This is a genomic window from Burkholderia sp. 3C (assembly GCF_054589155.1).
In genome coordinates this window covers 45381-71582 of record NZ_BAAILN010000124.1, presented here as the reverse complement: position 1 = coordinate 71582, position 26202 = coordinate 45381, and the positions used below count along the sequence as shown (strand labels likewise).

The following is a 26202-nucleotide window of genomic DNA, read 5'->3' as shown; positions in this document are numbered from 1 at the left end:
CGGCTCGGCCGGCGGCCCGTCTTCCGGGCGCGGCTTCGGCGGCGCGCGGCCGTCGGCCGAGCGCGCCGCCGCGCTGCCCGAGCCGATGGTGCGCTGCGCGCACTGCGGCGTGCACACGCCGAAGGGCGAGGCGGTGTCCGCCGGCGGCGAATTCTTCTGCAGTACCGAGCACGCGGCACGTCACACGACGTCGGCCGGCCGCGGCGCGTGACGCAAGCGCTGCCGGTGATCGACGCGTACGGCTGGGTGCGCGGTGCGCGCCACGCGCCGTCGCCGAATCACGAGGCCAGGCCGGCAGGGGTGACGCCCACGCTGCTGGTGGTGCACAACATCAGCCTGCCGCCCGGCGAGTTCGGCGGCGGGGCGATCGAGGCGCTGTTCCAGAACCGGCTCGATTGCGATGCCCATCCCTATTTCGATGCCAACCTGCGCGGCCTGCGCGTCTCGGCGCATTTCCTGATCCGCCGCGATGGCGAGCTGGTGCAGTTCGTGTCGTGCGACGCGCGCGCCTGGCACGCCGGCGCGTCGAACTTCCTTGGCCGCGAGCGCTGCAACGATTTTTCCATCGGCATCGAACTCGAAGGCGCCGACGACCAGCCGTTCGAGCCGTCGCAATACGCCACGCTGGCCACGCTGACGCGCGCGCTCGCCGCCCGCTATCCGGTCGAGGCGGTGGCCGGGCATGCCGACATCGCGCCGGGCCGCAAGACCGACCCCGGCCCGTGCTTCGATTGGCAACGCTATGCGAGCGATACCGGCCTCGGCCCCGAATCCTTTCCTTATCGTCGCTAACCGGGCGGGCGTCGAGCACCGCTCGGCACGCTGCGCTGCCGCGACGATTTCGCCTGATCCTTGCCCCGTCTACGCCTTCGCCAATGTGCTTCGCTGTCAATAGCGAAGCCCCAAATTTTCCGTTTTGAGATAGTAAGAACGTCCACTATACTTGGTGCCAGTTGACGAGTTTGTCACTAGATATAGTGTTAAAACAGTGGGCGCCGCCAAGGTGGCCCGCTCCACCGGCAGGGGGCTGCCGGCACGAATTCTGAGCGCGGCGCCCGGCCAGCCCGGCGCGCCGCGGATAGCGCAGACACACCAGGCGGCAAGGGGCGCGATACGCATGACGAAAACAGACGTCGGTTGTACGGTATCGCGCGGCCCGTGCCGCTATTGTGTTTTGCCGCCCGCGCCAAGCCCGGCGCATTAATCTTCAAATCCGCGGATCTCTCCGCACCATCCAACACCAGGAGCTTTGCACATGCAAACGACCGACACCGGGACGTCCCAATACGAGAGCGCGCAGCGCCCTCTTGGAACGGCTTCGCAGGCGCCCGCACTGGCGCCGCAGGCGACGTTCGCCGACTACAAGGTGATCCGCCGTAACGGCAGCGTGGTGGCGTTCGAGCCGTCGAAAATCGCGATCGCCGTGACGAAGGCGTTCCTCGCGGTGAACGGCGGCCAGGGTGCCGCGTCGGCGCGTGTGCGCGAACTGGTCGAGCAACTGACGCAAAGCGTCGTGCGCGCGCTGGTGCGCAGCCGCCCGAACGGCGGCACGTTCCATATCGAAGACATCCAGGATCAGGTCGAACTGGCGCTGATGCGCGGCGGTGAGCACAACGTCGCACGCGCCTACGTGCTGTACCGCGAGAAGCGTCACCTCGAGCGCGCGCATGCCGACGCGCCGGTCGACGCACCGGCCGGCACCGTCGGCCTGAACGTGACCGACAAGGGCGTGACGCGTCCGCTCGACCTGGCCGACCTGCGTGCGCTGGTCGGCGCGGCCTGCGAAGGGCTGGGCGATGCCGTCAACCCGGAGCCGATCGTCACGGAAACGATCAAGAACCTGTACGACGGCGTGCCGTTGAGCCAGGTCTACGACTCGGCGATCCTGGCCGCCCGCACGATGATCGAGAAGGACCCGGCTTACAGCCAGGTCACGTCGCGCATCCTGCTGCACACGATCCGTCGCGAAATCCTCGGCGAGGAAGTGCTGCAAGGCGAGATGCAGGCGCGCTACGTCGAATACTTCCCGCAATTCCTGAAGCGCGGCGTCGAAGCCGAGCTGCTCGACGACAAGCTGCTGCAGTTCGATCTGCCGCGTCTGGGCGCCGCGCTCGACGCAAGCCGCGACCTGCAGTTCGGCTATCTGGGCCTGCAGACGCTGTACGACCGCTACTTCCTGCACGTCGACGGCACCCGCATCGAAATGCCGCAAGCGTTCTTCATGCGCGTGGCGATGGGCCTGTCGCTGAACGAAGTCGACCGCGAAGCGCGGGCGATCGAGTTCTACAACGTGCTGTCGAGCTTCGACTTCATGAGCTCCACGCCGACGCTGTTCAACTCGGGCACGCGCCGCTCGCAACTGTCGTCGTGCTACCTGACGACGGTTGCCGACGATCTCGACGGCATTTATGAAGCGCTGAAGGAAAACGCGCTGCTCTCGAAGTTTGCCGGCGGCCTCGGCAACGACTGGACGCGCGTGCGTGCGCTCGGTTCGCATATCAAGGGCACGAACGGCAAGTCGCAAGGCGTGGTGCCGTTCCTGAAGGTCGTCAACGACACGGCCGTGGCGGTCAACCAGGGCGGCAAGCGCAAGGGCGCGGTGTGCGCGTACCTCGAGACGTGGCACCTGGACATCGAGGAATTCCTCGAGCTGCGCAAGAACACCGGCGACGATCGCCGCCGCACCCACGACATGAACACGGCGAACTGGATTCCCGACCTGTTCATGAAGCGCGTGATGGAAGGCACCGACTGGACGCTGTTCTCGCCGTCGACCTGCCCGGATCTGCACGACAAGTTCGGCGCCGAATTCGAAGCGGCCTATGTCGGCTACGAACAGAAGGTCGCGCGCGGCGAGCTGAAGCTGTTCAAGAAGATTCCGGCGCAGCAACTCTGGCGCAAGATGCTCGGCATGCTGTTCGAAACGGGTCACCCGTGGATCACGTTCAAGGATCCCTGCAATATCCGTTCCCCGCAGCAGCACGTCGGTGTCGTCCACTCGTCGAACCTGTGCACGGAAATCACGCTGAACACGAGCGACACCGAAATCGCGGTCTGCAACCTCGGCTCGGTCAACCTCGTCGCTCACCTGGTCAAGCAGGCGGACGGCAACTACGCGCTCGACCACGACAAGCTCAAGCGCACCATCAGCGTGGCGATGCGCATGCTCGACAACGTCATCGACATCAATTACTACGCGGTGGCGAAGGCACGTAACTCGAACCTGAAGCACCGCCCGGTCGGCATGGGCATCATGGGCTTCCAGGATTGCCTGCACCTGCTGCGCACGCCGTTCTCGTCGGATGCGGCGGTCGAGTTCGCCGACCGTTCGATGGAAGCGGTCTGCTACTACGCCTACTGGGCGTCGACCGAGCTGTCGGAAGAGCGCGGCCGCTACTCGAGCTACCGCGGTTCGCTGTGGGATCGCGGCATCCTCCCGCAGGATTCGCTGAAGCTGCTGGAAGAAGCGCGCGGCGGCTATGTCGAAGTCGACATGAGCGAATCGCTCGACTGGGCGCCGCTGCGTGAGCGGATTGCCGTCCACGGCATGCGCAACTCGAACTGCATCGCGATCGCGCCGACCGCCACCATCTCGAACATCATCGGCGTCTCGCCGTGTATCGAGCCGACCTTCCAGAACCTGTTCGTGAAGTCGAACCTGTCGGGCGAGTTCACGGTGGTCAACGAGTTCCTGGTGCGCGACCTGAAGGAACGCGGCCTGTGGGACGAAGTGATGGTCGCCGACCTGAAGTACTTCGACGGCATGCTCTCGCGCATCGATCGAATCCCCTCGGACCTGCGCGCCATCTACGCGACGGCGTTCGAAGTCGATCCGAAGTGGCTGGTCGAAGGCGCCTCGCGTCGTCAGAAGTGGATCGACCAGGCGCAGTCGCTCAACATCTTCATGGCCGGTGCATCGGGCAAGAAGCTCGACGAGATCTACAAGCTCGCTTGGCTGCGTGGCCTGAAGACCACCTACTATCTCCGCACGATGGCGGCGACGCACGTCGAGAAGTCGACGGTGGCGCACGGCGCACTGAACGCGGTGCCGTCCGGCGGCATGAGCGGCGGCGGTTCGGCCGGCGGTGCGCAAGGCGCGGCCGGTGGTTTCGGCGCGGCGGGTGGCTCGGATGTGTCGGGCGCCTTGAACGCGGCACCCATCGAAGCCGATGGTCCGGTCTGCACGATGCGTCCGGGCGACGCGGGCTTCGAAGAGTGCGAAGCGTGCCAGTAAGCGCGGCACGTTGAAGTGAACGCGGCGCGCATTCGAGACGAAGGTTGAACTGCGCGCCGTCGTTGACTACAAACGGATAAGGAATCCGTACTTTGGCAGTCTCGCGACACGCATCGCGAGTGCCGTGAGCGGGACGATCGGGCGACGCAGTCGCACACTCGACGATCATCGCTCGATGTCCCGAACCCACCGCATCACTCGCGAGTCATGCATCGCGATCGGTCTCATGCTGCGCGAAGTGTTGTATCGAGGTCGCAGCGCGAATCGAAAACAGGATTTTTCATGAGCGAACCCTTTTATCGCTCAAGAAAAGATGGTACAAACCGTTCTAAATTGATGGTGAGAATTTATGCTCAATTGGGATGACGAGAAGACGGCCGCAACGCCCGCGAGTGGAGCGCAACGCGCCCCCGCCGGAATGGCTGTCGGTGTGCAGGCAGCGCCTGCCGCTCATCAGGCTCCGTCGGTACGCGACATTTTCGAAGGCGACCTCGCGGTCGCACCGTACGCACCGGCGGCAGCGCCCTTGGCCGGCTCGCAAGAGCGCGTCAATATCGACGACAAGCGCATCATCAACGGCAAGACCGACGTCAATCAGTTGGTGCCGTTCAAATACAAGTGGGCGTGGGAAAAGTATCTGGCGGGTTGCGCGAACCACTGGATGCCGCAGGAAGTGAACATGTCTCGCGACATCGCGCTGTGGAAAGACCCGAACGGTCTGACCGAAGACGAGCGACGCATCGTCAAGCGCAACCTCGGCTTCTTCGTGACCGCCGATTCGCTCGCCGCGAACAACATCGTGCTGGGCACCTATCGCCACATCACCGCGCCCGAGTGCCGGCAGTACCTGCTGCGCCAGGCGTTCGAGGAAGCGATCCACACCCACGCCTATCAGTACATCGTCGAATCGCTCGGCCTCGATGAAGGCGAGATGTTCAACGCGTATCACGAGATCAAATCGATCCGCGACAAGGACGAGTTCCTGATTCCGTTCATCCACACGCTGACGGACCCGGCGTTCGTGACGGGTACGCCCGACGCGGACCAGAAATTGCTGAAGTCGCTGATCGTGTTCGCCTGCATCATGGAAGGCCTGTTCTTCTATGTCGGCTTCACGCAGATTCTCGCGCTGGGCCGCCAGAACAAGATGACGGGCGCCGCGGAACAGTATCAGTACATCCTGCGCGACGAGTCGATGCACTGCAATTTCGGCATCGACCTGATCAACCAGATCAAGCTCGAGAATCCGCATCTGTGGACGAACGAGTTCCGCGCCGAGATCCGCGAGCTGTTCAAGCATGCAGTCGAGCTCGAGTATCGCTACGCTGAAGACACGATGCCGCGCGGCGTGCTCGGTCTGAACGCGGGCATGTTCAAGGGTTATCTGCGCTTCATCGCGAATCGTCGTTGCCAGCAAATTGGCCTCGACGCGCTTTATCAGAACGAAGAAAACCCGTTCCCGTGGATGAGCGAGATGATCGATTTGAAGAAAGAGCGGAACTTCTTCGAGACGCGAGTGATCGAGTATCAGACGGGTGGCGCGCTGTCCTGGGAATAACCCGGGCGCGACTCCGTCAGCAGTATGTGAACCGCCGGGCGTGCACGCCCGGCGCAAGGTTTAGGAGCAGAACGCCTGATGCAAAGCGTGGCCTGCGCCGATACGGCGCTCAGATATGACAGGCACCTTGCGAACCCTTCAGTGGGCTGGGCAAACTTCCCTCCGGAAAAGCCGGCAGGCCTCGAGCCTCCCGTCTTTATCAAGCGATTCGGGGCGACGGCGCGAACGGCGTCGGCTGCCCACTTGATCTGGCGCGCGGTGCCGCAGGGCACGGCGCGCCTTACCGTATTCATTAGCGTAAGCGCGAGCAGGAAGCGTACGCCGATGAATAGCCCGCTTCGTAGCGCGCGTTACGCCTATACCGTCCGCGAGAAACGGGTTTTGACGAAGGGTGTTTGAACTGACTCTCATCTGAACCTGAAGGAGAACATCATGGCAGTTGCCAAGAAGAAACCGGCTGCGAAGAAAGTCGCCGCCAAGAAGGCCGCACCGGTCGCAGCGAAGAAGGCTGCCCCGGCGAAGAAGGTCGCAGTGAAGAAGGTTGCTGCGAAGAAAGTCGCGGTGAAGAAGGTTGCCGCGAAGAAGGCAGCACCGGCCGCCAAGAAGGCAGCGGTGAAGAAGGTTGCTGCGAAGAAGGTCGCAGTGAAGAAGGTTGCCGCGAAGAAGGCAGCACCGGCCGCCAAGAAGGCAGCGGTGAAGAAGGTTGCCGCCAAGAAGGCGCCGGCAGCGAAGAAGGTTGCAGCGAAGAAAGTTGCCGTGAAGAAGGTTGCTGCCAAGAAGGCAGCACCGGCCGCCAAGAAGGCAGCAGTGAAGAAGGTTGCTGCCGTCAAGAAGGCACCGGCAGCGAAGAAGGCAGCACCGGCCGCCAAGAAGGCCGCAGCCGCACCGGCAGCGAAGAAAGCGCCGGCAGCCAAGAAGGCAGCCCCGGCAGCGAAGAAGGCACCGGCCGCCAAGAAGGCAGCGCCGGCCAAGAAGGCAGCCGCGAAGAAGGCCGCAGCCGCTCCGGCGACGACCACGGCGTCGACGGCGTCGGTGGCACCGTCCTCGGGTGCGAAGACCGCGCTGAACCCGGCAGCGGCATGGCCGTTCCCGACGGGCAGCCGTCCGTAATCGGTTTGCCGCGCGACCGTAGACCGGTTGCGCGGCACCGTACGGCCTGCGTTGTATAGCCTGAAGCAGATGATGTAGCGGGCCGATTCGTCGGCTCGATCAGATCCCGTTGCCGGTTTCGGCAGCGGGATTTTTTTATGCGTGCGCGGTGGCGGGAATGGCCTCGCACGCTTTGTACGCTTCGCACCCGCGTCGCACGTTTCTCGCGCGCATAAAAAAAACGCATACGCGAAACGAATCGCGTATGCGCGGGATATCGCGGCTTGAGCCGCGCGCTGAGGTCTCCTCTAATGCGTGACGCGGGTGACGCCGCCGCTCGACAGCAGGCGGACGCGGTCACCGGCGCGGAATACTTCAGGCGTGGCGGCCTGCGTGATCGAACGCAGATCGCCGTTGTCGAGGCGCACGGTGATTTCCACACCGTTCGCCGTGCTCATGCCCTGGCCGATCGCATTGCCTGCCACCGCACCGGCGATACCGCCGGCGATTGCGGTGAGGATCGACCCTCGGCCGCCGCCGATCGCGCTGCCGGCCACCGCACCGAGTGCGCCGCCGCCGAGCGTGCCGAGCGTGGAGCCGGCACCGGTGTCGCTTTCGATGCGCACGGCACGCACGCTTTCGATCGTGCCGAGACGGACGCTTTGCTCGCGATTCGCCTGGCTCGAGCTATAGACGTCCGCCGAGCCCGGCGGTGCGAAGCAGCCCGCGAGCGACACCGAAGCGGTGATCATCGCGGCGAGCATGAGGGTTTTCCTGGTCAGCATGGGTGGTTCTCTCCAACAAATCTTATTCGATACTGTAGCCGAACGCGGTCTCGAAGCGGGACAGGATTTCCGCGCGGCCCAGCGTGTAGCTTTGCGGGCCCGGGTGAGCGATCTTGATCGACCCCATGAGGCTCGCGAGGCGGCCGGTGGTGGCCCAATCCAGCCCCTTCTCGATCCCGTACAGCAGGCCGCCGCGGAAGGCGTCGCCGCAACCGGTGGGATCGACGATCTGTTCGGCCTTCACGACCGGGATCTGCTCGGTGCCTTCGCGGTGGCGGATCGTGGCGCCGTGTTCGCCGCGCGTGATGATCAGGGCCTGGACCCGGCTCGCGATCTCGTCTTCCGACCAGCCCGTCTTGTCGCTCACCAGTTTGGCTTCGTAATCGTTGACCGCCAGATAGGTGGCAAGTTCAATGCTGCGACGCAGCGTGTCGCGGTCGAACAAGGGCAGGCCCTGGCCCGGATCGAAGATGAACGGCACGCCTGCCTTGGCCAGTTCCTCGACGTGCTGGACCATGCCCTGGAAGCCGTCCGGGCCGACGATCGCAAGCGTGATGTCGCGCGCTTCGCCGGCGTGGTTCAGGTGCGACTGCATCATCGCGCCCGGGTGGAACGCGGCGATCTGGTTGTTGTCGAGGTCGGTGGTGATCATCGCCTGCGCCGAGTGCGTGTCGGGCACCACGCGCACGTAGTCGCGCGACAGGCCGAGTGCATCGAAGCGGTCGAGATAGAGCTGGGCGTCGATGGCGCCGATCGTGCCCATCACGCGCGCATCGCCACCGAGCGCATGCAGCGCATAGCCGATGTTGCCGGCGCAGCCGCCGAACTCGCGGCGCATGGTGGGCACCAGGAAGCTCAGGTTGATGAGGTGGACCTGGTCGGGCAGGATGTGCTCCCGGAAGCGCCCTTCGAAGGTCATGATGTTGTCGTAGGCGATCGAACCGCAAATCAGGGTAGCCAAGGTCGTTCCTGTTCAGAAGGGAAGGCGGCGAGAGAAGAAAAAGCGACGCGCACTGCCATGCCGGGGCGATGCGCGCGGGTACCTAAGCGAAAGCGCTTACTTCAGTGCGGCGAGGGCGGCGTCGTAGTTCGGCTCTTCCTTGATTTCGCCGACCAGTTCCGTATAGACGACCTTGTCGTTCGCATCGATGACCACCACCGCGCGTGCGGTCAGGCCGTTCAGCGGGCCGCTCGTGACGTCGACGCCGTAGGCGTTCGCGAATTCACGGCCGCCGCGGAACGTCGAGGCCGTCGACACGTTTTCGAGGCCTTCGGTCGTGCAGAAGCGTTTGGCGGCGAACGGCAGGTCGCCCGACACCACCACCACGGCCGTATCCGCCAGCTTGCCGGCCGCTTCGTTGAACTTGCGCGTGGACGTGGCGCAGGTCGGCGTGTCGAGGCTCGGCACGATGTTCAGCACTTTGCGCTTGCCTGCGAAGCTCGCGAGCGACAGCTCGCCGAGATCCTGGCCAACCAGCTTGAAGTCGGGGGCTTGCGCGCCGACCGTCGGGAACGCGCCGGCGAGTTCGATCGGGTTGCCGCCCAGGGTGACTTTGCTCATTTCGTACTCCGGAGAGAGGGCGTCATGCGACGCCGAGGTTGAGGCCGGCGCGCCCGGTGCGGGGCGCCGTGCGCTTACGGATAGAAGATCTGGACGCGGAAATTCGATGCGGCGATGCCGGGCGCGCCGTCGGCGGCACCCGGTGCGGTATCGATGCGCACGTACGAGGTTTCGGTGGCGCCGGCCGGCAGGCCCGCGCCCACCGGTGTGCCCGGCCTGACGTAATCGGCGGGCGCCAGCACGCGACGCGCGGCCACCCGGTCCGACGCATCGAGCAGGGTCAGCTCGATCGACGGATAGTCGAGCGCGATGGTGGTGCGGTTCGACAGCGGCACCTTCAGTTCGAGCACGCGCGAGCCGTCGAGCTGGCGCAGGTCCGAGGCGCCGAGCCGCAGCCCGTCGATCGCACGCGGCGGTTCGAGCGTGCAACCGAACGCCGAGCAGGCCTGTGCGAACAGCGGCTGGCTGGCCGGCCAGTGCACGATCAGCGGTTCGCGGCACCACCAGGCCATCTGGCCCGCCAACACCACGATCAGCAAGCCCGCGACGAAGCCGCCTAACACGCGCCGGCCGAAGCCGCCGCGTGCGGTGGCCGGCGATTCGCGCGTCATCGCGAAATGGACGCGGCCGTCGGCGGCGGGCTCGGCGGCGAACGGTTCGTTCGGGGGCGTGTGGCGCGGCGGCAGGTGGACGCGGACGTGATCGTCCGCTTCGACCGGATGCAGAGGATCGTCGGTATCGACGAGCGGAGGGAGCGAGGCGGCGGCAAGGCCGAGCGACGGTTCGGCCGCATCGCGCGGCAGCGTGGCGACCGATGCGGTATCGACGGTCGCGGTGGCCACGGCGGCTTCATGCTCGCCGGCATGGATGGCGGCGGCCTGGCCGTTCGCGGGCCGCGTCATCGCCCCGCGCATCAGGCCGGCCTGATTGGCCGGTGCTTCGAGACGGGAGGCCGATTCGATCGGCACCAGCGGCTCGGTACCGGTGTTGCCGCCGTGATGGCGCAGCGCGGGATCGATGCCGCCGTCGAGCCAGGGCGCCCACATGTCCCAGTCGCCGGGCGTGAAGTTGCCGTTCGCGGGCTGGTCGGGGGCGGCGTGCGCCAAGGTGGCCGAGAACACGCGCGGCGGCTGCGACGGCGCGCTTGCCGTGGCGGGCTGCGGTTCGACGATGGCCGGGGCCAGTTCGGGATCGGGCTCGACGAGCGAATTCGCCGCGTCGAAGACCTGCTGGCAGTGCCCGCAACGCGCGAGCCCGCCGTGCAGCTTCAGATGTTCCGGCTGAATCCGGAACACGGTTTCACAGTGGGGGCAGCGCGTCGCGAGTGGCATGGTCACGGGCAGCGGGGCCGGAGTGAAGGACAGCGCCTATTCTAATGGCTTTCGCGCCGGGTTCCGGCAAGGCACACCCAACCTTCGTGCTCGCGCCAGACCGAAATGTTGACATAGCGCGCATACACGGCCGCGACTTCGTCCGCCTGCCGCGCCAGCACGCCCGACAGCGCGATGCGGCCGCCCGGCTTGACCTTTGACGCCAGCATCGACGCCATCAGCTTGAGCGGGTTCGACAGGATGTTGGCGACCACGATATCGAATTCACCGGCCGGGCAATCGTCCGGCAGGCCGTAGGTCACGTCGGCACGATTGCGCTCGCTGTTGTGGCGAGCCGATTCGACGGCTTGCGGGTCGATGTCGATGCCGGTCACCTCGCCCGCGCCGCACTTCCTGGCGAGGATCGCGAGAATGCCCGAGCCGCAGCCGTAGTCCAGCACCGATTGGCCGGCCTGCACGGTTTGCTCGAGCCATTCCATGCAAAGTCGCGTGGTGGGGTGGCTGCCCGTGCCGAACGCGAGGCCCGGATCGAGTTCCAGCACCAGCGCGTCGGGATCGGGCGCATCGTGCCACGAGGGCACCACCCAGATCCGTTCGCCGATCGGGATCGGATCGAACTGCGATTGCGTGAGTCGCACCCAATCCTGCTCCTCGACGTCACGCACGCTGAACGCGGGCGCGGCATCGAGGCCGACTTCGTTCGCGGCGGCGGCCAGCAGCACGGCCGGATCGGCCGTTTCCGCCAGCAGCGCGATCACCCGCGAATGTTGCCAGGCGGCGCGCTCGGGCGTGAGGCCGGGCTCGCCGAACAGCGGCTGCTCGTCGGGTGTGTCGGCGTCGGCATCCTCGACGGACACCGACAGCGCGCCCAGCTCGATCAGCGCGTCCGACAGCGCTTCCGCATGCTCGCGCGCGAGCTCGACGACCAGTTCCCGGTAGCTCATGCTCAGGCCTCGTCCGGCGCGACCTGCTGCTTGGCGGCCAGGCGATTTTCCAGATAGTGGATGCTGGTGCCGCCTTCGACGAACTTCGAGTCGAGCATCAGCTCGCGGTGCAGCGGGATGTTCGTCTGGATGCCTTCGACGACCATTTCCGACAGCGCGATGCGCATGCGCGCCATGGCCTGCTCGCGCGTCGCGCCGTAGGCGATCAGCTTGCCGATCATCGAATCGTAGTTCGGCGGGACGAAATAGCCGTTGTAGACGTGCGAATCGACGCGGATGCCCGGGCCGCCCGGCGTGTGCCACGACGTGATCCGGCCCGGCGACGGCGTGAACTTGAACGGATCTTCGGCGTTCACGCGGCATTCGATCGCGTGGCCGCGGAACTGGATGTCGCGCTGGCGCAGCGCGAGCTTCTCGCCTGCCGCGATCTTGATCTGTTCCTGCACGATGTCGACGCCGGTGATCAGCTCCGTGACCGGATGCTCGACCTGCACGCGCGTGTTCATCTCGATGAAGTAGAACTCGTTGTTCTCGTACAGGAATTCGAACGTGCCCGCGCCGAGGTAGCCCATCTTCTTGCAGGCGTCGGCGCAGCGGTCGCCGATGCGATCGATCAGGCGGCGCGCGATGCCCGGCGCCGGCGCTTCCTCGATCACCTTCTGGTGGCGGCGCTGCATCGAGCAGTCGCGTTCGCCGAGCCAGAGTGCGTTCTTGTGCGAATCGGCCAGCACCTGGATCTCGATGTGGCGCGGATTCTCGAGGTACTTCTCCATGTACACCTGCGGGTTGCCGAACGCACGGCCGGCTTCCTCGCGGGTCATGTTGACCGCGTTGACGAGCGCCGCTTCCGTGTGGACGACCCGCATGCCGCGGCCGCCGCCGCCGCCCGCCGCCTTGATGATGACGGGGTAGCCGACCGCGCGCGCGATCTTGACGATTTCCTTCGGATCTTCGGGCAGTGCGCCTTCCGAGCCCGGCACGCACGGCACGCCGGTGCGGATCATGGTCTGCTTCGCGGTGACCTTGTCGCCCATCATGCGGATCGTGTCCGGACGCGGGCCGATGAAGGTGAAGCCCGATTGCTCGACGCGCTCGGCGAAGTCGGCGTTCTCGGACAGGAAGCCGTAGCCGGGGTGGATCGCTTGCGCGTCGGTCACCTCGGCCGCGCTGATCAGCGCGGGCATGTTCAGGTAGCTGAGGTTCGACGGAGCGGGGCCGATACAGACCGCTTCGTCGGCCAGCTTCACGTACTTGGCTTCCTTGTCGGCTTCCGAGTACACGACGACCGTCTTGACGCCGAGTTCGCGGCACGCGCGCTGGATGCGCAAGGCGATTTCGCCGCGATTGGCGATGAGGATTTTTTCAAACATAGCGGGTATTCGTCTTTCCGGTAGCGCGCTCTGGCGCGGGGCGGCGCGCTCGGCTTTAGCCGATCACGTACAGCGGCTGGCCGTATTCGACCGCCTGGCCGTTCTCGACGAGGATTTCCTTGATGATGCCCGACTTGTCGGACTCGATCTCGTTGAGCAGCTTCATCGCTTCGATGATGCACAGCGTCTGGCCTTCCTTGACCGTGTCGCCCACCTGGACGAACGGATCGGCGCCCGGCGACGGTGCGCGGTAGAACGTGCCGACCATCGGCGAGGTGACGACGTGGCCTTGCGGTGCGGCCGGCGCCGGCGCGGCGGCCGGTGCGGCAGCTTCGCCGCCGAAGTTCGCGGCCGGCGCGGGGGCGCCGGCTTGCGGCAGGTAGCCGGGGGCGGACTGCACATAGACGGGCGGCGCGTTCTTGACGATACGCACCTTGCCTTCGCCTTCCGTGACTTCCAGCTCGGAGATGCCGGATTCGGAGACGAGGTCGATCAGGGTTTTCAGCTTGCGAAGGTCCATCGGGTATTCCCCTTGTCTAGTCGTGAAGCGCCGGCCGGGCCGGCTGCGATTCGGATTCTTGAAACTGCTCAGCGGCGCGACGCACCCTGCAGCGTATCGAGCGCATGCTCGAGCGCGTACAGGTAGCCCTTCCAGCCGAGGCCGCAGATCACGCCTTCGGCCTGATCGGAGAAGTACGAGTGATGCCGGAACGACTCGCGGCGGTGCACATTCGACAGATGCACCTCGACGAACGGAATGGCGACGCCGGCCAGCGCGTCGCGGATCGCGACACTCGTATGCGTGTAGGCGGCCGGGTTGATCACGATGAAATCGGTCTTTTCGTCCCGGGCAGCGTGGATGCGGTCGACCAGCGCGCCTTCGTGATTGCTCTGGAACGAGGTCAGTTCGGCGCCCGCTTCGGTGGCCCGCGCGGCCAGGGCCCGATCGATCTCGGCCAGTGTTACGCGCCCGTAGACCCCGGGTTCCCGGGTGCCGAGAAGATTGAGGTTGGGGCCGTGCAGTACCAGCAATCGTGTCATGGTCGCTTCAATTTCTGCGGAATTGGGCGCACTTTATCGCCGTTTCGAGAAATTTGTCCAGTTTTGCCGTGTGGCGCGCTTGCTCGCGGCGGGCCGAATTGCCCGCCGTAGCGCGAAGTTCGCGGTATTTTTCGCCAATCTGCCGCGAACCGGAGGTCAACCGCCGGTAACGCGCGATACGAAAAGCTTCGCGCTTAAAGCGTGTCGAGCGTCTTCTTGAGCTGGTTCGGCTCGATTTCGCCTAATTTTGTCATGCGTACCCGGCCGTTCGCATCAATTACGACCGTAAACGGCAGGGCGCCGGCCGTGTTGCCAAAATTACGGGCCAGATCCGCGCCGGCGTAGCCGCTGACGAATACCGGGTAGTCCACCTTCACTTTCTGCAGGAACGCCTGGACGTTCTTGTCCGAGTCGACGGCCACCCCGACGAAGCGAATGCCCTTCGCCTTGTAGGCGTGCGAGAGCTGCACGAGTTCCGGCATTTCCTTGACGCAGGGGCCGCACCACGACGCCCAGAAGTTCACCACGACCTTCTGGCCCTTGAAGGCGGCCAGCGATTGCGGCTTGCCGTCGTCGTCGGTGACCGACGCGGCCCACAGCGTGGCGACCGGATCGGCCTTGGCGGTGGCCGCTTCGGCGGCGTTCTCGAACACATCGCCGCGCATCCAGTGGCCGGCGGCGAGACCGCCGGCAACCGCGACGGCCGCGACCACGGCGATGGGGAGGTATCGTTTACTGTTCATCTTCGGATCGAATCGGGGTGGAAAGGGCGGCCGGCGCGTCGAGCAGCGCGCGCAGGGCCGCGGCGTCGGCGCGATTGAGCCGGCCGCGCGCATCGGCGCGCACCGCGCCGCGCAGGTCGTCGGCGCCGTAGAGTGCCAGATGAATGCCGATCGGGTCGGCATCGCGACGCTCGCGCCAAAGAAAGCTCAAGGTCTCGACGTCGCCGCGACCGGCGAAATGCCGGGTTTCGGACACGTCGTACTGGATGTTCTGGTTCAGCAGATAGATCGCGACTTCCTTCTGGCTGTCGGAAAACATCTGCAGATGGATGTCGGAGTGCGCGTTGGCGGTGCCGTTCAGCACGGCGCCTGCCAGGTAGGGCGCGAACTGCGCGAGCCGCTCCATCCAGTCGAGCGCCACCTGCCGCAGCCGCGCCAGCTCGGCCGGTTGCGTGTCGGACTGGAACAGCGCCATGTATTCGTGCAGCTCGGCCTCGATCATGTCGTTGTCGGGCAGCCATTCCCCGGCGATCCGGGTGTCGCCGAGCAACTGGCGGGCGGCCTTGCGTTTCGCGGCGGCGTAATCGAGCCCGTCCTCGGCGATGAGGCGGGCGGCGCTGAGCGCGATTTCCTCGCGGACGCGACGCGGATCGAGCAGGGAGTGTCGAGGCATGGTGCGGCAATCATACTCGATCGGCCGGACGGCGCAGCACCTGCCCGGCCGACGCGGCGGGGCAGGCGGCTCGGTTACAATGGCAGCCTTTCCCCGGCTGCCGGCCGGCGCGATCCTCGCGGCACGGCGCGCCCGCCGGTTTCGATTCGCGACTTCGCATGGCGCCCGCGCGGCGCGACAGCTCTCTATGCATATCCACATTCTTGGCATCTGCGGCACGTTCATGGGCGGGCTCGCCGTGCTCGCCCGCGAGGCGGGCCATACCGTGACCGGATGCGACGCGGGCGTCTATCCGCCGATGAGCACCCAGCTCGAAGCGCAGGGTATACAACTGATCGAAGGTTACGGCGCCGAACAGGTCGATCTGGCGCCGGACCTGTTCGTGATCGGCAATGTCGTCTCGCGCGGCAATCCGCTGATGGAAGCGATCCTCGATCGCGGCCTGCCGTACACGTCCGGCCCGCAGTGGCTCGGCGAGCACGTGCTGGCCGGCAAGTGGGTGCTGGCCGTGGCCGGCACCCACGGCAAGACCACCACCAGCTCGATGCTGGCCTGGCTGCTCGAGGATTCCGGCCTGAACCCGGGCTTCCTGATCGGCGGCGTGCCGCTGAACTTCGGCGTGTCGGCGCGGCTGACCGATTCGAGCTTCTTCGTGATCGAGGCCGACGAGTACGACACGGCGTTCTTTGACAAGCGCTCCAAGTTCGTCCATTACCGGGCGCGCACCGCGGTGCTGAACAACCTCGAATTCGATCACGCCGACATCTTCCCCGATCTCGCCGCGATCGAAACCCAATTCCATCACCTCGTGCGCACCGTGCCGGGCGTCGGCCGGATCGTCTCGAACGGCCGCGAGGCCGCGCTCGACCGCGTGCTGGCGCGCGGCTGCTGGAGCGAGGTCGAACGCTTCGGCGTGGAAGGCGGCTGGCAGGCGCTGCCGGCCGAGGACGGCGTGCCCGTCGACGAGCGCTTCGCGGTGTACTGGCGCGGCGAGCGGATCGGCGAAGTCGAATGGACGGTGCAGGGCGAGCACAACCGCCAGAACGCGCTGGCCGCGATCGCGGCCGCGCGCTCGGTCGGCGTGCCGCCGGCCCAGGCGGCGCGTTCGTTCGCCAGCTTCCGCAACGTCAAGCGGCGCATGGAGATTCGCGGCAGCGTCGACGGCGTGACCGTCTACGACGATTTCGCGCACCACCCGACCGCGATCGACACCACGATCGCCGGCCTGCGCGCGCGAATCGGCCGCGATCACACCCGCATCCTCGCCGTGCTGGAGCCGCGCTCGAACACCATGAAGCTCGGCACCATGAAGGCGCAATTGCCGGGCAGCCTGGCCGATGCCGATCTCGTGTTCGGCTACGGCGCGGCGTCGGGCCGCGACGCGCTCGGCTGGAGCCTGGCCGATGCGCTGGCGCCGCTCGGCGAGCGCGCGCAGGCGTTCGACGATCTCAACGCGCTGGTCAAGGCCGTCACGGCCGCCGCCCGGCCGGGCGACCAGATCCTCGTGATGAGCAACGGCGGCTTCGGCGGCGTGCACCAGAAGCTGCTCGACGCGCTGTCCGCACGGGGCGGCGCGTGATTCTGTATCTGCACGGGTTCCGGTCGTCGCCGCAGTCGTTCAAGTCGCGGCTGCTGGCGGCGCGCATGGCCGAACTCGGCCGTGCCGACGAATGGCGCTGCCCGGCGCTGTCGGTGTCGCCGCTCGAAGCGGTGGCGCGGGCCGAAGCCGAGGTGGCCGGCGCGGCGCCGGACACGGTCACCGTGATCGGCAGCTCGCTGGGCGGTTATTACGCAACCTGGCTGGCCGAACAGCACGGCTGGCGCGCGGTGCTGCTCAATCCGGCCACGCTGCCGCAGCGCGACCTGGCGCGCCATCTCGGCGAGCAGCCGCTCTGGCACGGCGGCGGCAGCATCGTCGTCGAGCCGCGCCACCTGGGCGAACTTGACGCGTTGAGCGTGCGCGCCGTGACGCGCCCGGAACGCTACTATCTGATCGCCGCGACGGGCGACGAAGTGCTCGACTACCGCGAGATGCTCGCGCACTATCCGGGCGCGCGCACCCGCCTCATCGACGGCAGCGATCACGGCATCAGCGAGTTCGCCGACTATGCCGACGAGGTACTGGCGTTCTGCGACGCGCCGCGAACGCCCTAGCCGTGCCCGTCAGGGCCGGCAACCGAATTCAATCCAAGCTGGACGAGGCGCCGCCGGGCGGCGCCGGACAGTCTCAACGAGAGTAATCGAGTGAACGTTTTTTTCGAGGAATCGGGCAGTTTCAAGGCCGGCAGCGTTCTGTCGCGCCAGGGCGATGCGTTTCAGGTCGAACTGCCGGGCGGGCGGCGCGCCAAGGTGCGCGCCAAGGATGTGCTGATCGAGTTCGACAAGCCGGCGGCCGGCGAACTGATGCAGCAGGCCGACGCGGCCGCGCAGGAAATCGACCTCGATTTCCTGTGGGAATGCGCGCCGAATGAGGAATTCGCCTATGCCGCGCTGGCCGACGAGTATTTCGGCAGCGGTTACGGCCCCGTCGAGCGCGCGGCGCTGGTGCTGCGCATGCACGGCTCGCCGGTGTACTTCCGCCGCAAGGGGCGCGGCCAGTATCAGCGCGCGCCCGAAGAGCAACTGAAGATGGCGCTCGCCGGGCTCGAGCGCAAGCGCCAGCAGGCGCTGGTGCAGGCCGGTTACGAAGAGGAACTGAAGGCGCGCAAGCTGCCGGCCTCGTTCGAGGGCAAGGCGCTGGCGTTGCTGACGCGCCCCGACAAGAATTCGATCGAATACAAGGCGCTCGACGCCGCGGCGATCGCGCTCGGCGTGTCGCAGGCGCGACTGATGCTCGACTGCGGCGGGGTGGCCTCGCCGCGTGCGCTGCACGAGGCGCGCTTCCTGGCCGAACACTTCCCGCACGGCACCGGTTTCCCGCCCGTCACGGTGGGCGCGTTGCCGGAAGATTTACCGCGCGCGAATGTCGAAGCGTTCTCGATCGACGACGTGACCACCACCGAAATCGACGATGCGTTCTCGGTCGAGCACCTGCCCGAGAATCGCGTGCGGATCGGCGTGCACATCGCCGCGCCGGCGCTCGGCATCACGCGCGGCGACGCGATCGACGCGATCGCGCGCGCGCGGCTGTCGACCGTCTACATGCCCGGCGACAAGATCACCATGCTGCCCGACGACGTGGTGGAGGTGTTCACGCTGAAGGAAGGCGGTTTCCGCCCGGCGCTGTCGCTGTACATCATCGTCGACCGCGAGACGCAGGACATCGTCGCCAACGAAACGCGCGCCGAATACGTGTTCGTGAAGAGCAACCTGCGCCACAACACGCTCGACGAGCTGGTCAACGAGGAAACGCTCGCGGCCGGCAGCGGCGAGTATCCGCACAAGGACGATATCGCGGTGCTGTGGCCGCTCGCGCAGGCGCTGTTCGAGAAGCGCCAGGTGGCGCGCGCCGGCTACGGCCTGAAGCGCGAGGTGCAGCGCAACACCGATTACAACTTCTACGTGGAAGGCGAGCACATCTCGATCACGCCGCGGCGTCGCGGCTCGCCGCTCGACCTGATCGTTTCCGAACTGGCGATCCTGTCGAATTCCACGTGGGGCGCGTTCCTGCACGATCACACCGTGCCGGGCATCTACCGCTCGCAGCGCGCGCTCGGCGTGCCGACCGGCCCGAAGCGCACCCGCATGCAGACCTCCGCCGCGCCGCACGAAGGCCTGGGCGTTGCGCAATATGCGTGGAGCACCTCGCCGCTGCGCCGCTACGTCGACCTGGTCAACCAGTGGCAACTGCTGGCCTGCGTGCAGCACGGCGTGACGGCCAAGCTGGCCGCGCCGTTCAAGCCGAAGGACGCCGATCTGTACGCGGTCGTGCAGGGCTTCGACGATACCTACACCGCCTATGCCGATCATCAGCGCCGCATGGAGTATTTCTGGTGCCTGCGCTGGCTGCGCCAGGAAAACCGCCGGCAGGTCGTGGCGGCGGTGGTGAAGGGCGATCTGGTGCGGCTCGAGGAAATCCCGCTGCTGCTGCATGTGCCGGGGCTCGGCGTGCATGCGCGCGGCACGCGCGTGCTGCTCGACGTGATGTCGATCGACGAGCTGACGATCGAGGCGTCGGTGCGCCTGCTCAACGTGCTCGATGCGCCGGTCGTCACGAGCGGCGAGGCGGCCGAGGAGGATGACGGCGGCGAGGAAGCGGCGGGCGACACGCTCGTCGAGGCCGCCGACGATTCGGCCGAAAGCGAAGCCGAGGCATTGGCCGAGGCCGGCGATGCCGCCGAAGGCGCAGCCGCGCCGGAAGCCGGCAACGCGGAACACACAGAACAGACCGGCCCGGCGGCCGGCGACGAGGAGACAAAATGATCGAGCGCGACCCTTATGTCGTGATCGGCAACCCGGTGGCGCACAGCAAGTCGCCGGCGATCCATGCCGCGTTCGCCGCGCAGACGGGTGAGCCGGTGGCCTACACGCACCGCCTCGCGCCGCTCGACGGCTTCGAGGCGTCGGTGCGCGAATTCATCGCGGCGGGCGGGCGCGGTGCCAACGTCACGGTGCCGTTCAAGCTGGAAGCGCATGCGCTGGCCGATACGCTGTCGCCGCGCGCGGCGGCGGCGGGCGCGGTCAATACGCTGCGTTTCGATGCCGATGGCGGCATTTACGGCGACAACACCGACGGCGTCGGCCTCGTGCGCGACATCGAGCAGAACCTCGGCGTGTCGCTGGCCGGCGCGCGCATCCTGCTGCTCGGCGCGGGCGGCGCGGCGCGCGGCGTGGTGGTGCCGATGCTCGATCGCGCACCGCTGTCGATCACCATCGTCAACCGCACCGCGAGCAAGGCCGAGGATCTGGTCAGCCAGTTCATGCAGGCCGCGCACGACGCCGGTTGCCGGTTGGCGGGCGGCAGCGCGGCGATCGTCGAGCGCCGTCCGTACGACGTGATCGTCAACGCCACGGCCGGCAGCCTCGATGCCGCGCTGCCCGAGTGCGACACGGCCGCGTTCGGCGCGGGCACGCTCGCCTACGACATGATGTACAGCGCCCAGCCGACCGTTTTCATGCGGCACGCGGCCTCGCTCGGCGCGCGTCCTGCCGACGGGCTCGGCATGCTGGTGGAGCAGGCCGCCGAGGCGTTTCATGTGTGGCGCGGCGTGCGGCCCGACGGCGCGCCGGTGCTCGCGGCGTTGCGCGACGCGCTCGTCGCGGCGGCCTGAGCGGCCCGTTTCCGCATCGCCATGGCGATCCCGCTCGGTGCCGGCAAGGCTCGCACGACCGGCCCGGCGCGCCGGCGCGGGCTCGCGCGCTGGGCTGCTTACGTGGCGGCCGTGCTGGCGCTCGCGTGGCTCGTCACCCAGCTTTATTACTTCGCGCAAATCGCCCTGTGGAACGTCGTCGACCCCGGCTCGACCGCGTTCATGCGCGCTGACGCGTGGCGGCTGAAGGCCGAAACGCCGCCGGTGACGATCCAGCACCAGTGGGTGCCCTACGACCAGATCTCGCGCAATCTGAAGCGCGCCGTGATCGCCTCCGAGGATGCCGATTTCGCCAACAACAACGGCTACGAAGTCGATGCGATCCTGCAGGCCTGGGAGCGGAACCGCGCACGCGGGCGGATCGTGGCGGGCGGCTCCACCATCTCGCAGCAGCTCGCGCGCAACCTGTTCCTGTCGAGCCAGAAGAGTTATCTGCGCAAGGGGCAGGAGCTGATCATCACCTGGATGCTCGAAACGCTGCTCGACAAGGAGCGGATCTTCGAGATCTATCTGAATTCGGTGGAGTTCGGGCGCGGCGTGTACGGCGCGGAAGCGGCGGCGCGCTACTACTACAAGGAGCCGGCAAGCCGGCTCACGGCCTGGCAGGCCGCCCGGCTTGCCGTGATGCTGCCCAATCCGAAGTTCTTCGATGCCCATCGCAATTCGCCCTGGCTTGCGCAGCGCACGCGCGTGATCGCGCGGCGGATGGGGGCGGCGGAGTTGCCGGCTTCGCAGTGAGATCGGGCGGCGCGCCGGCCGCTGCCACCGTGTTTCGCTGATTCAACCCCACGCGCCGTTCCGGCCACGATATTCCTCGCTCGATTCCCCGCCTGCATGCCCGGCCTGCTTGCTGCAGGCGCACGTCCGCTCGCCGTTTCTCCCGAGCGCCATTTCTGTCAATATCTCAATATTTGGGCGACGCATTCAAATATTGAAGACGCCGCACCCCGGCCCCTACAATCGGCACCCATCGATATGCACGGCGCGAGACCCCGAAGGGGCCGCAGCCGCAAGCAACCAGGAGACAGACGATGACGCCGATCCAGCAATCCGCCGAGGTGCGCGCACGCTTGCCGCGAGGCGCGGCCCAGCCCGCCGCCTTGTGATCGCCCGTCACGTGACCCGCTCCCTCATGACCAAGACCCCGATTTCCATCGCGCCGGCCAACGGCACCCGTCCGTCCAACGACAGCCATGCGCAAGCCCCGCTCGGCGCGCTGACCGACACCATCGGCGCGACCGGCTCGCCGCTCGACCTCGCCGCGCAACAGGCCGGCACGCAAACCTTGCTGCGCGGCCTCGCGATCATCGAGGCGATCGCCGGCGGCGCCCGCGACATGCGCGCCATCGGCGCCGCGCTCGGCACGACGCGCAGCACCACGCACCGCCTCGTCAGCAGCCTGGTTCAGGCGCGCTACCTGCGCCAGATCCAGGGCGGCTATCTGCTCGGCCCGAAGCTGATCGAACTCGGCACGGTCGCGCTCGAACAGATGCCGCTGACCGCCGTGGCCCGCCCGCATCTCGAAGCGCTGGCCGACGCGACGCTCGACACGATCCACCTCGGCGTGCGCGATGGCGACGACGTGCTCTACATCGACAAGATCCCCGGCACGCGCGGCCTCGAAATGCGCTCGCGGATCGGCCACCGGATGCCGCTGGCCTCGACCGGCATCGGCAAGGCGATGATGCTCGACCTCGTGCCCGACACCTGGGCCGCGCTGTTCGAGGCGTCGCGCCGCTCGCTGGCCGGCGTGAACTTCAAGCCCGACCGCCGCCCCGACGCCACCACCTTCCTCCAGCGCATGGCCCATTACGCGGCCGGCGGTTACACGTTCGACCTGGAGGAGAACGAAGCATCGATCCGCTGCGTGGCCGCGCCGGTGCGCGACGCCTCGGGCGCGATCGTGGCGGCGGTGTCGGTGGCGAGCACGATTCCCTACATGCCGCTCGACCGGATGGACGAACTGATCCCGGTCTTGCAGCGCGAAGCGCGCGCCATCTCGTCGGAGTTGGGCTGGAGCGCACCGCAAACGACCCGCAGGATCAAGCGATGACGATGGACCGTCCGGACCCGAAGCCTGCCTCGCCGGCGCTGATCGCGCTCGACTGGGGCACCACGTCGATGCGCGCGTTCCTGTTCGCGGCCGATGGCTCGGTACTCGAATCGAACGCCCACGCCGCCGGCGTGATGAACCTGCCGCGCGGCGGCGGCGCGGCCGCATTCGACGCGGCGTTCGAAACCGCCTGCGGCGCCTGGCTCGACGCCACGCCCGGCCTGCCGGTGCTGGCGGCCGGCATGGTCGGCAGCGCGCAGGGCTGGCGCGAGGCGCCCTATGTGACGACGCCGGTCGATGCCGATGCATTGGCGGCGGGCCTGATTCGCGTCGAGACGGCGCGCGGCGTATCGGTGGCGATCGTGCCCGGCGTGCTCGAAGCCGGTGCGCTGCCCGATGTGATGCGCGGCGAGGAAACCCAGATCGTCGGCGCGCTGGCGGGCGATCCGGCGCTGGGCGGCGACGGCGCGGGCGCGTTGATCGGCCTGCCCGGCACCCATGCGAAGTGGGCCTGGGTGCGCCAGGGCCGCATCGAGCGGTTCCGCACTTATATGACGGGCGAGCTGTTCGCGACGCTGCGCGATCACACGATCCTCGGCCGCACCATGCGCGCCGGCGCGGCGGCCGATCTCGACGCGTTCCGGCGCGGCGTGGACGTGGCGCGCGACGGCCGCGACGCGGGCCTGCTCGCAACGATTTTCAGCACCCGCACGCTGGGCCTGACCGGCCGGCTCGCGCCCGAATCGCAGGCCGATTATTTGTCGGGACTGCTGATCGGCCATGAAATGAACGCGCTGGTCGCGATGCTGGCGAGCGTCGGCGCGAGCCTGGCCGCGCAGCCGCCGCGCCTGATCGGCGATCCGGCCTTGTGTGCGCGCTATCTGACGGCGCTGCGTGCGTTCGGCTGCGACGGCGCGCGCGTGGTCGAGCGGGCCACCGAGCGCGGTCTCTGGCGCATCGCGACGCAGGCGGGGCTGGTGGCCGCCGCCGCGTGCACGCCGGGTTGAGCGCCATTCACTGTATTCAGGAGATCGAAACGATGTCATCCGAACTGACGCTGCCCGCACCGTACACGCCGCACGCCGGCCTGGTGCGCGCCTTCGAGGCGTGCCCGCTGGTGGCGATCCTGCGCGGCCTGACGCCGGCCGACGCGGTCGCGCACGGCACGGCGCTGGCGGAAGCCGGTTTCCGGCTGATCGAGGTGCCGCTCAATTCGCCCGATCCGTTCGCGAGCATCGCCGCGTTGCGCGCCGCGCTGCCGCCCGAGGTGCTGATCGGCGCAGGCACGGTGCTGCGCCCCGAATATGTCGACGAAGTGGCACGCGCGGGCGGCGAGCTGATCGTGATGCCGCACGCCGACGCCGCCGTGATCGGCCGCGCCAAGACGCTCGGCCTGGCCAGTGCGCCCGGCGTGGCGACGCCGAGCGAGGCGTTCGCCGCGCTGCGCGCCGGCGCCGATGTGCTGAAGATGTTCCCGGCCGAGCAGCTCGGCCCGATCGCCGTGAAGGCCTGGCGCGCCGTGATCGACAAGCGCGTGCCGCTGGTGCCGGTCGGCGGCGTGACGCCGGACAACATGGGGCCGTACCTGGCGGCGGGCGCGAACGGCTTCGGCCTCGGCTCGGCGCTGTTCAAGCCGGGCCAGACCGCCGCCACCACCGCGCTGCACGCGCAGGCCTACGTGAAGGGCCTCGCGATCGCGCGCAGCGGAGCCGCGAGATGAACCGGCTGGCCGGCAAGACGGCGCTGGTGACGGGCGCGGGCCGTGGCATCGGCGCGGCGATCGCGCTGGCGTTCGCCCGCGAGGGCGCGGCCGTGACGATCGCCGAGCTGGACGAAGCCGCGGGCCGCGAGGCCGCCGCCGCGATCGCGCGCGAGGTGCCGCAGGCGCGCGTGCAGGCGGTGCGCACCGACGTGACCGACGCGGCGTCGGTGGCCGATGCGGTGGGCGCCGCCGAGCGTGAATTCGGCGCGCTCGACGTGCTGGTCAACAACGCGGGCGTCAACGTGTTCTGCGATCCGCTGACGATGTGCGACGAGGATTGGCGGCGCTGCTTCGCGGTCGATCTCGATGGGGTCTGGAACGGCTGCCGGGCGGTGCTGGCCGGGATGATCGAGCGTGGCCGGGGCAGCATCGTCAACGTGGCCTCGACGCACGCGTTCCAGATCATCCCGGGCTGCTTTCCGTACCCGGTCGCCAAGCACGGCGTGCTGGGCCTGACGCGCGCGCTCGGCATCGAATACGCGCCGCGCAACGTGCGCGTCAACGCGATCGCGCCCGGTTATGTCGAAACGCAACTGACGCACGACTGGTGGAACGCGCAGCCGGACCCGGTCAAGGCGCAGGCGGAAACGCTGGCTTTGCAGCCGATGAAACGAATCGGCCGCCCCGACGAGGTGGCGATGACGGCGGTGTTCCTCGCCTCCGACGAGGCGCCGTTCATCAACGCCACCTGCATCACGATCGACGGCGGACGCACCGCGCTGTACCACGATTGAGGCCGGCGGCCCCGCGCGACGGGGCGGCAGGCGAGCCGGAAAGGCAGGATACCGAAAGACCGCAGCACGCGAAGGCCGCGCGTGTGCCGCGTCAAAAAATCAGGCGGCCGGAACCGATGTGGCATCAACAGGAGACGAAACACATGAAACGCAGAACCTTTGTCACGCTGGCCGCCGCTGCGGCCGTGCTGGCCGGCGGCGCCCCGTTCGCGCAGGCCGCGGACCCGGTGAAGATCGGCTTCCTCGTCAAGCAACCCGAGGAACCGTGGTTCCAGGACGAGTGGAAGTTCGCCGAAATGGCCGCGAAGGAGAAGGGCTTTACGCTGGTGAAGATCGGCGCGCCGTCGGGCGAGAAGGTCATGAGCGCGATCGACAACCTCTCGGCGCAGCAGGCGCAGGGCTTCATCATCTGCACGCCCGACGTCAAGCTCGGGCCGGGCATCGTCGCCAAGGCCAAGTCGCACAAGCTGAAGATGATGACGGTGGACGACCGCCTGGTGGACGGCAGCGGCAAGCCGATCGAATCGGTGCCGCACATGGGCATCTCGGCGTTCAACATCGGCAAGCAGGTCGGCGACGGCATCGCCGCCGAGATCAAGAAGCGCGGCTGGAACATGAACGAAGTCGGCGCGATCGACATCACCTACGAACAGCTCCCGACGGCGCACGACCGCACCGGCGGCGCGACCGAAGCGCTGGTTGCGGCGGGCTTCCCGAAGGCGAACATCATCGCCGCGCCGCAAGCCAAGACCGATACCGAGAACGCGTTCAACGCGGCCAACATCGCGCTGACCAAGAACCCGAAGTTCAAGCACTGGGTGGCGTACGGCCTCAACGACGAGGCGGTGCTCGGCGCGGTGCGCGCGGCCGAAGGGCGCGGCTTCAAGGCCGACAACATGATCGGCATCGGCATCGGCGGTTCGGATTCGGCACTCAGCGAGTTCAAGAAGCCGCAGCCGACGGGCTTCTACGGCACCGTCATCATCAGCCCGAAGCGTCATGGCGAGGAAACCACCGAGCTGATGTACGACTGGATCACGCAGAACAAGATGCCGCCGCTGCTGACGCTGACGACCGGCATGCTCGCGACGCGTGA

General features: G+C 67.3%; 25 protein-coding genes and 1 pseudogene. 16 read left to right on the top strand and 10 right to left on the bottom strand.

The genetic code is table 11. The features are described from left to right. The 6 genes and pseudogenes from ACYP33_RS24815 to ACYP33_RS24790 all read left to right on the top strand — a co-directional run. Positions 1–211 (top strand): PP0621 family protein (locus tag ACYP33_RS24815; protein ID WP_459624315.1); only part of this gene is annotated, 211 nt, incomplete at its 5' end. Then, a complete protein-coding gene (ampD, locus tag ACYP33_RS24810; protein ID WP_414450393.1) occupies positions 208–792 on the top strand; it encodes a 1,6-anhydro-N-acetylmuramyl-L-alanine amidase AmpD in 585 nt (194 codons plus the stop codon). The genes ACYP33_RS24815 and ampD, both read left to right, overlap by 4 nt. Positions 793–1255: 463 nt before the next feature. Next, complete coding sequence (locus ACYP33_RS24805) at positions 1256–4234, top strand: ribonucleoside-diphosphate reductase subunit alpha (RefSeq protein WP_414450392.1); 2979 nt, start codon at positions 1256–1258, stop codon at positions 4232–4234. Between the two features lie 349 nt (positions 4235–4583). Then, positions 4584–5792, top strand: a complete 1209-nt coding sequence (locus tag ACYP33_RS24800) for a ribonucleotide-diphosphate reductase subunit beta (RefSeq protein WP_414443862.1) — start codon at positions 4584–4586, stop codon at positions 5790–5792. 78 nt (positions 5793–5870) lie between these two features. Continuing rightward, a pseudogene (locus ACYP33_RS24795) lies at positions 5871–6196 on the top strand (hypothetical protein). 28 nt (positions 6197–6224) lie between these two features. After that, positions 6225–6902: a histone H1-like DNA-binding protein gene (locus tag ACYP33_RS24790; protein WP_414443863.1), complete on the top strand. Its 678-nt coding sequence runs from the start codon at positions 6225–6227 to the stop codon at positions 6900–6902. A gap of 287 nt (positions 6903–7189) precedes the next feature. Here the strand turns inward: ACYP33_RS24790 and ACYP33_RS24785 are convergent, their stop codons facing one another. From ACYP33_RS24785 to ACYP33_RS24740, 10 genes are all read right to left on the bottom strand, one after another. Further along, positions 7190–7666: an outer membrane lipoprotein gene (locus ACYP33_RS24785; protein ID WP_414443864.1), complete on the bottom strand. Its 477-nt coding sequence runs from the start codon at positions 7664–7666 to the stop codon at positions 7190–7192. A 22-nt stretch (positions 7667–7688) separates the two neighbouring features. Beyond that, positions 7689–8627 (bottom strand): carbohydrate kinase family protein, encoded by a 939-nt coding sequence (locus ACYP33_RS24780; protein ID WP_459624314.1) that lies wholly within the window; start codon positions 8625–8627, stop codon positions 7689–7691. 96 nt (positions 8628–8723) lie between these two features. After that, positions 8724–9227, bottom strand: coding sequence for a thiol peroxidase (gene tpx, locus ACYP33_RS24775; protein WP_459624313.1), 504 nt, complete (start codon positions 9225–9227; stop codon positions 8724–8726). Between the two features lie 74 nt (positions 9228–9301). Continuing rightward, positions 9302–10558 (bottom strand): zinc-ribbon and DUF3426 domain-containing protein, encoded by a 1257-nt coding sequence (locus ACYP33_RS24770; protein WP_459624335.1) that lies wholly within the window; start codon positions 10556–10558, stop codon positions 9302–9304. A 41-nt stretch (positions 10559–10599) separates the two neighbouring features. After that, on the bottom strand, positions 10600–11502 hold the full coding sequence (prmA, locus tag ACYP33_RS24765; RefSeq protein WP_414443866.1) for a 50S ribosomal protein L11 methyltransferase: 903 nt from the start codon (positions 11500–11502) through the stop codon (positions 10600–10602). A gap of 2 nt (positions 11503–11504) precedes the next feature. Continuing rightward, positions 11505–12872, bottom strand: coding sequence for an acetyl-CoA carboxylase biotin carboxylase subunit (accC, locus tag ACYP33_RS24760; RefSeq protein ID WP_414443867.1), 1368 nt, complete (start codon positions 12870–12872; stop codon positions 11505–11507). A gap of 55 nt (positions 12873–12927) precedes the next feature. Beyond that, positions 12928–13392, bottom strand: coding sequence for an acetyl-CoA carboxylase biotin carboxyl carrier protein (accB, locus tag ACYP33_RS24755; protein WP_414450389.1), 465 nt, complete (start codon positions 13390–13392; stop codon positions 12928–12930). Positions 13393–13460: 68 nt separating this feature from the next. Further along, positions 13461–13913, bottom strand: a complete 453-nt coding sequence (gene aroQ, locus ACYP33_RS24750) for a type II 3-dehydroquinate dehydratase (RefSeq protein WP_414450388.1) — start codon at positions 13911–13913, stop codon at positions 13461–13463. Between the two features lie 194 nt (positions 13914–14107). Continuing rightward, complete coding sequence (locus ACYP33_RS24745; protein ID WP_414443870.1) at positions 14108–14656, bottom strand: TlpA family protein disulfide reductase; 549 nt, start codon at positions 14654–14656, stop codon at positions 14108–14110. Further along, complete coding sequence (locus ACYP33_RS24740) at positions 14646–15308, bottom strand: UDP-N-acetylmuramate--alanine ligase (RefSeq protein WP_414450387.1); 663 nt, start codon at positions 15306–15308, stop codon at positions 14646–14648. The genes ACYP33_RS24745 and ACYP33_RS24740 overlap by 11 nt, the downstream gene beginning before the upstream one ends. Here ACYP33_RS24740 and mpl point away from each other — a divergent pair. From mpl to ACYP33_RS24690, 10 genes are all read left to right on the top strand, one after another. After that, the gene (mpl, locus tag ACYP33_RS24735) at positions 15307–16887 is read left to right on the top strand and encodes a UDP-N-acetylmuramate:L-alanyl-gamma-D-glutamyl-meso-diaminopimelate ligase (RefSeq protein ID WP_459624312.1); all 1581 of its coding nucleotides are present in this window, start codon (positions 15307–15309) and stop codon (positions 16885–16887) included. The genes ACYP33_RS24740 and mpl overlap by 2 nt on opposite strands. Further along, positions 16884–17462 carry a YqiA/YcfP family alpha/beta fold hydrolase gene (locus tag ACYP33_RS24730; protein ID WP_414450385.1) on the top strand — a complete coding sequence of 193 codons (579 nt, stop codon included), beginning with the start codon at positions 16884–16886 and terminating at the stop codon, positions 17460–17462. The genes mpl and ACYP33_RS24730 overlap by 4 nt, the downstream gene beginning before the upstream one ends. Before the next feature lie 90 nt (positions 17463–17552). Next, on the top strand, positions 17553–19670 hold the full coding sequence (locus ACYP33_RS24725; RefSeq protein WP_459624311.1) for an RNB domain-containing ribonuclease: 2118 nt from the start codon (positions 17553–17555) through the stop codon (positions 19668–19670). Further along, positions 19667–20518, top strand: coding sequence for a shikimate dehydrogenase (aroE, locus tag ACYP33_RS24720; RefSeq protein ID WP_459624310.1), 852 nt, complete (start codon positions 19667–19669; stop codon positions 20516–20518). The genes ACYP33_RS24725 and aroE overlap by 4 nt, the downstream gene beginning before the upstream one ends. 21 nt (positions 20519–20539) lie before the next feature. Next, on the top strand, positions 20540–21295 hold the full coding sequence (gene mtgA, locus ACYP33_RS24715) for a monofunctional biosynthetic peptidoglycan transglycosylase (RefSeq protein ID WP_414450383.1): 756 nt from the start codon (positions 20540–20542) through the stop codon (positions 21293–21295). Positions 21296–21689: 394 nt separating this feature from the next. Continuing rightward, positions 21690–22610, top strand: coding sequence for an IclR family transcriptional regulator (locus tag ACYP33_RS24710; protein ID WP_459624309.1), 921 nt, complete (start codon positions 21690–21692; stop codon positions 22608–22610). After that, positions 22607–23617: a 2-dehydro-3-deoxygalactonokinase gene (locus ACYP33_RS24705; RefSeq protein ID WP_459624308.1), complete on the top strand. Its 1011-nt coding sequence runs from the start codon at positions 22607–22609 to the stop codon at positions 23615–23617. The genes ACYP33_RS24710 and ACYP33_RS24705 overlap by 4 nt, the downstream gene beginning before the upstream one ends. Before the next feature lie 32 nt (positions 23618–23649). Beyond that, the gene (locus ACYP33_RS24700; RefSeq protein ID WP_414443879.1) at positions 23650–24330 is read left to right on the top strand and encodes a 2-dehydro-3-deoxy-6-phosphogalactonate aldolase; all 681 of its coding nucleotides are present in this window, start codon (positions 23650–23652) and stop codon (positions 24328–24330) included. Beyond that, positions 24327–25106, top strand: a complete 780-nt coding sequence (locus tag ACYP33_RS24695) for an SDR family oxidoreductase (protein WP_459624307.1) — start codon at positions 24327–24329, stop codon at positions 25104–25106. Before ACYP33_RS24700 ends, ACYP33_RS24695 begins: the two co-directional genes overlap by 4 nt. A 143-nt stretch (positions 25107–25249) precedes the next feature. Further along, positions 25250–26202 (top strand): arabinose ABC transporter substrate-binding protein (locus ACYP33_RS24690; RefSeq protein WP_459624306.1); only part of this gene is annotated, 953 nt, incomplete at its 3' end.

Excerpts from the sequence above, each read along its gene's own strand:
- ACYP33_RS24745 (WP_414443870.1), bottom strand. The coding sequence starts at position 14,656 with ATGAACAGTAAACGATACCTCCCCATCGCCGTGGTCGCGGCCGTCGCG.
- mpl (WP_459624312.1), top strand. The coding sequence starts at position 15,307 with ATGGTGCGGCAATCATACTCGATCGGCCGGACGGCGCAGCACCTGCCC.
- mtgA (WP_414450383.1), top strand. The coding sequence starts at position 20,540 with ATGGCGATCCCGCTCGGTGCCGGCAAGGCTCGCACGACCGGCCCGGCG.
- aroQ (WP_414450388.1), bottom strand. The coding sequence starts at position 13,913 with ATGACACGATTGCTGGTACTGCACGGCCCCAACCTCAATCTTCTCGGC.
- ACYP33_RS24770 (WP_459624335.1), bottom strand. The coding sequence starts at position 10,558 with ATGCCACTCGCGACGCGCTGCCCCCACTGTGAAACCGTGTTCCGGATT.
- ACYP33_RS24805 (WP_414450392.1), top strand. The coding sequence starts at position 1,256 with ATGCAAACGACCGACACCGGGACGTCCCAATACGAGAGCGCGCAGCGC.
- accC (WP_414443867.1), bottom strand. The coding sequence starts at position 12,872 with ATGTTTGAAAAAATCCTCATCGCCAATCGCGGCGAAATCGCCTTGCGC.
- accB (WP_414450389.1), bottom strand. The coding sequence starts at position 13,392 with ATGGACCTTCGCAAGCTGAAAACCCTGATCGACCTCGTCTCCGAATCC.
- ACYP33_RS24785 (WP_414443864.1), bottom strand. The coding sequence starts at position 7,666 with ATGCTGACCAGGAAAACCCTCATGCTCGCCGCGATGATCACCGCTTCG.
- ACYP33_RS24710 (WP_459624309.1), top strand. The coding sequence starts at position 21,690 with ATGACCAAGACCCCGATTTCCATCGCGCCGGCCAACGGCACCCGTCCG.
- ACYP33_RS24740 (WP_414450387.1), bottom strand. The coding sequence starts at position 15,308 with ATGCCTCGACACTCCCTGCTCGATCCGCGTCGCGTCCGCGAGGAAATC.
- prmA (WP_414443866.1), bottom strand. The coding sequence starts at position 11,502 with ATGAGCTACCGGGAACTGGTCGTCGAGCTCGCGCGCGAGCATGCGGAA.
- ACYP33_RS24790 (WP_414443863.1), top strand. The coding sequence starts at position 6,225 with ATGGCAGTTGCCAAGAAGAAACCGGCTGCGAAGAAAGTCGCCGCCAAG.
- ACYP33_RS24700 (WP_414443879.1), top strand. The coding sequence starts at position 23,650 with ATGTCATCCGAACTGACGCTGCCCGCACCGTACACGCCGCACGCCGGC.
- tpx (WP_459624313.1), bottom strand. The coding sequence starts at position 9,227 with ATGAGCAAAGTCACCCTGGGCGGCAACCCGATCGAACTCGCCGGCGCG.
- ACYP33_RS24800 (WP_414443862.1), top strand. The coding sequence starts at position 4,584 with ATGCTCAATTGGGATGACGAGAAGACGGCCGCAACGCCCGCGAGTGGA.
- ACYP33_RS24705 (WP_459624308.1), top strand. The coding sequence starts at position 22,607 with ATGACGATGGACCGTCCGGACCCGAAGCCTGCCTCGCCGGCGCTGATC.
- aroE (WP_459624310.1), top strand. The coding sequence starts at position 19,667 with ATGATCGAGCGCGACCCTTATGTCGTGATCGGCAACCCGGTGGCGCAC.
- ACYP33_RS24695 (WP_459624307.1), top strand. The coding sequence starts at position 24,327 with ATGAACCGGCTGGCCGGCAAGACGGCGCTGGTGACGGGCGCGGGCCGT.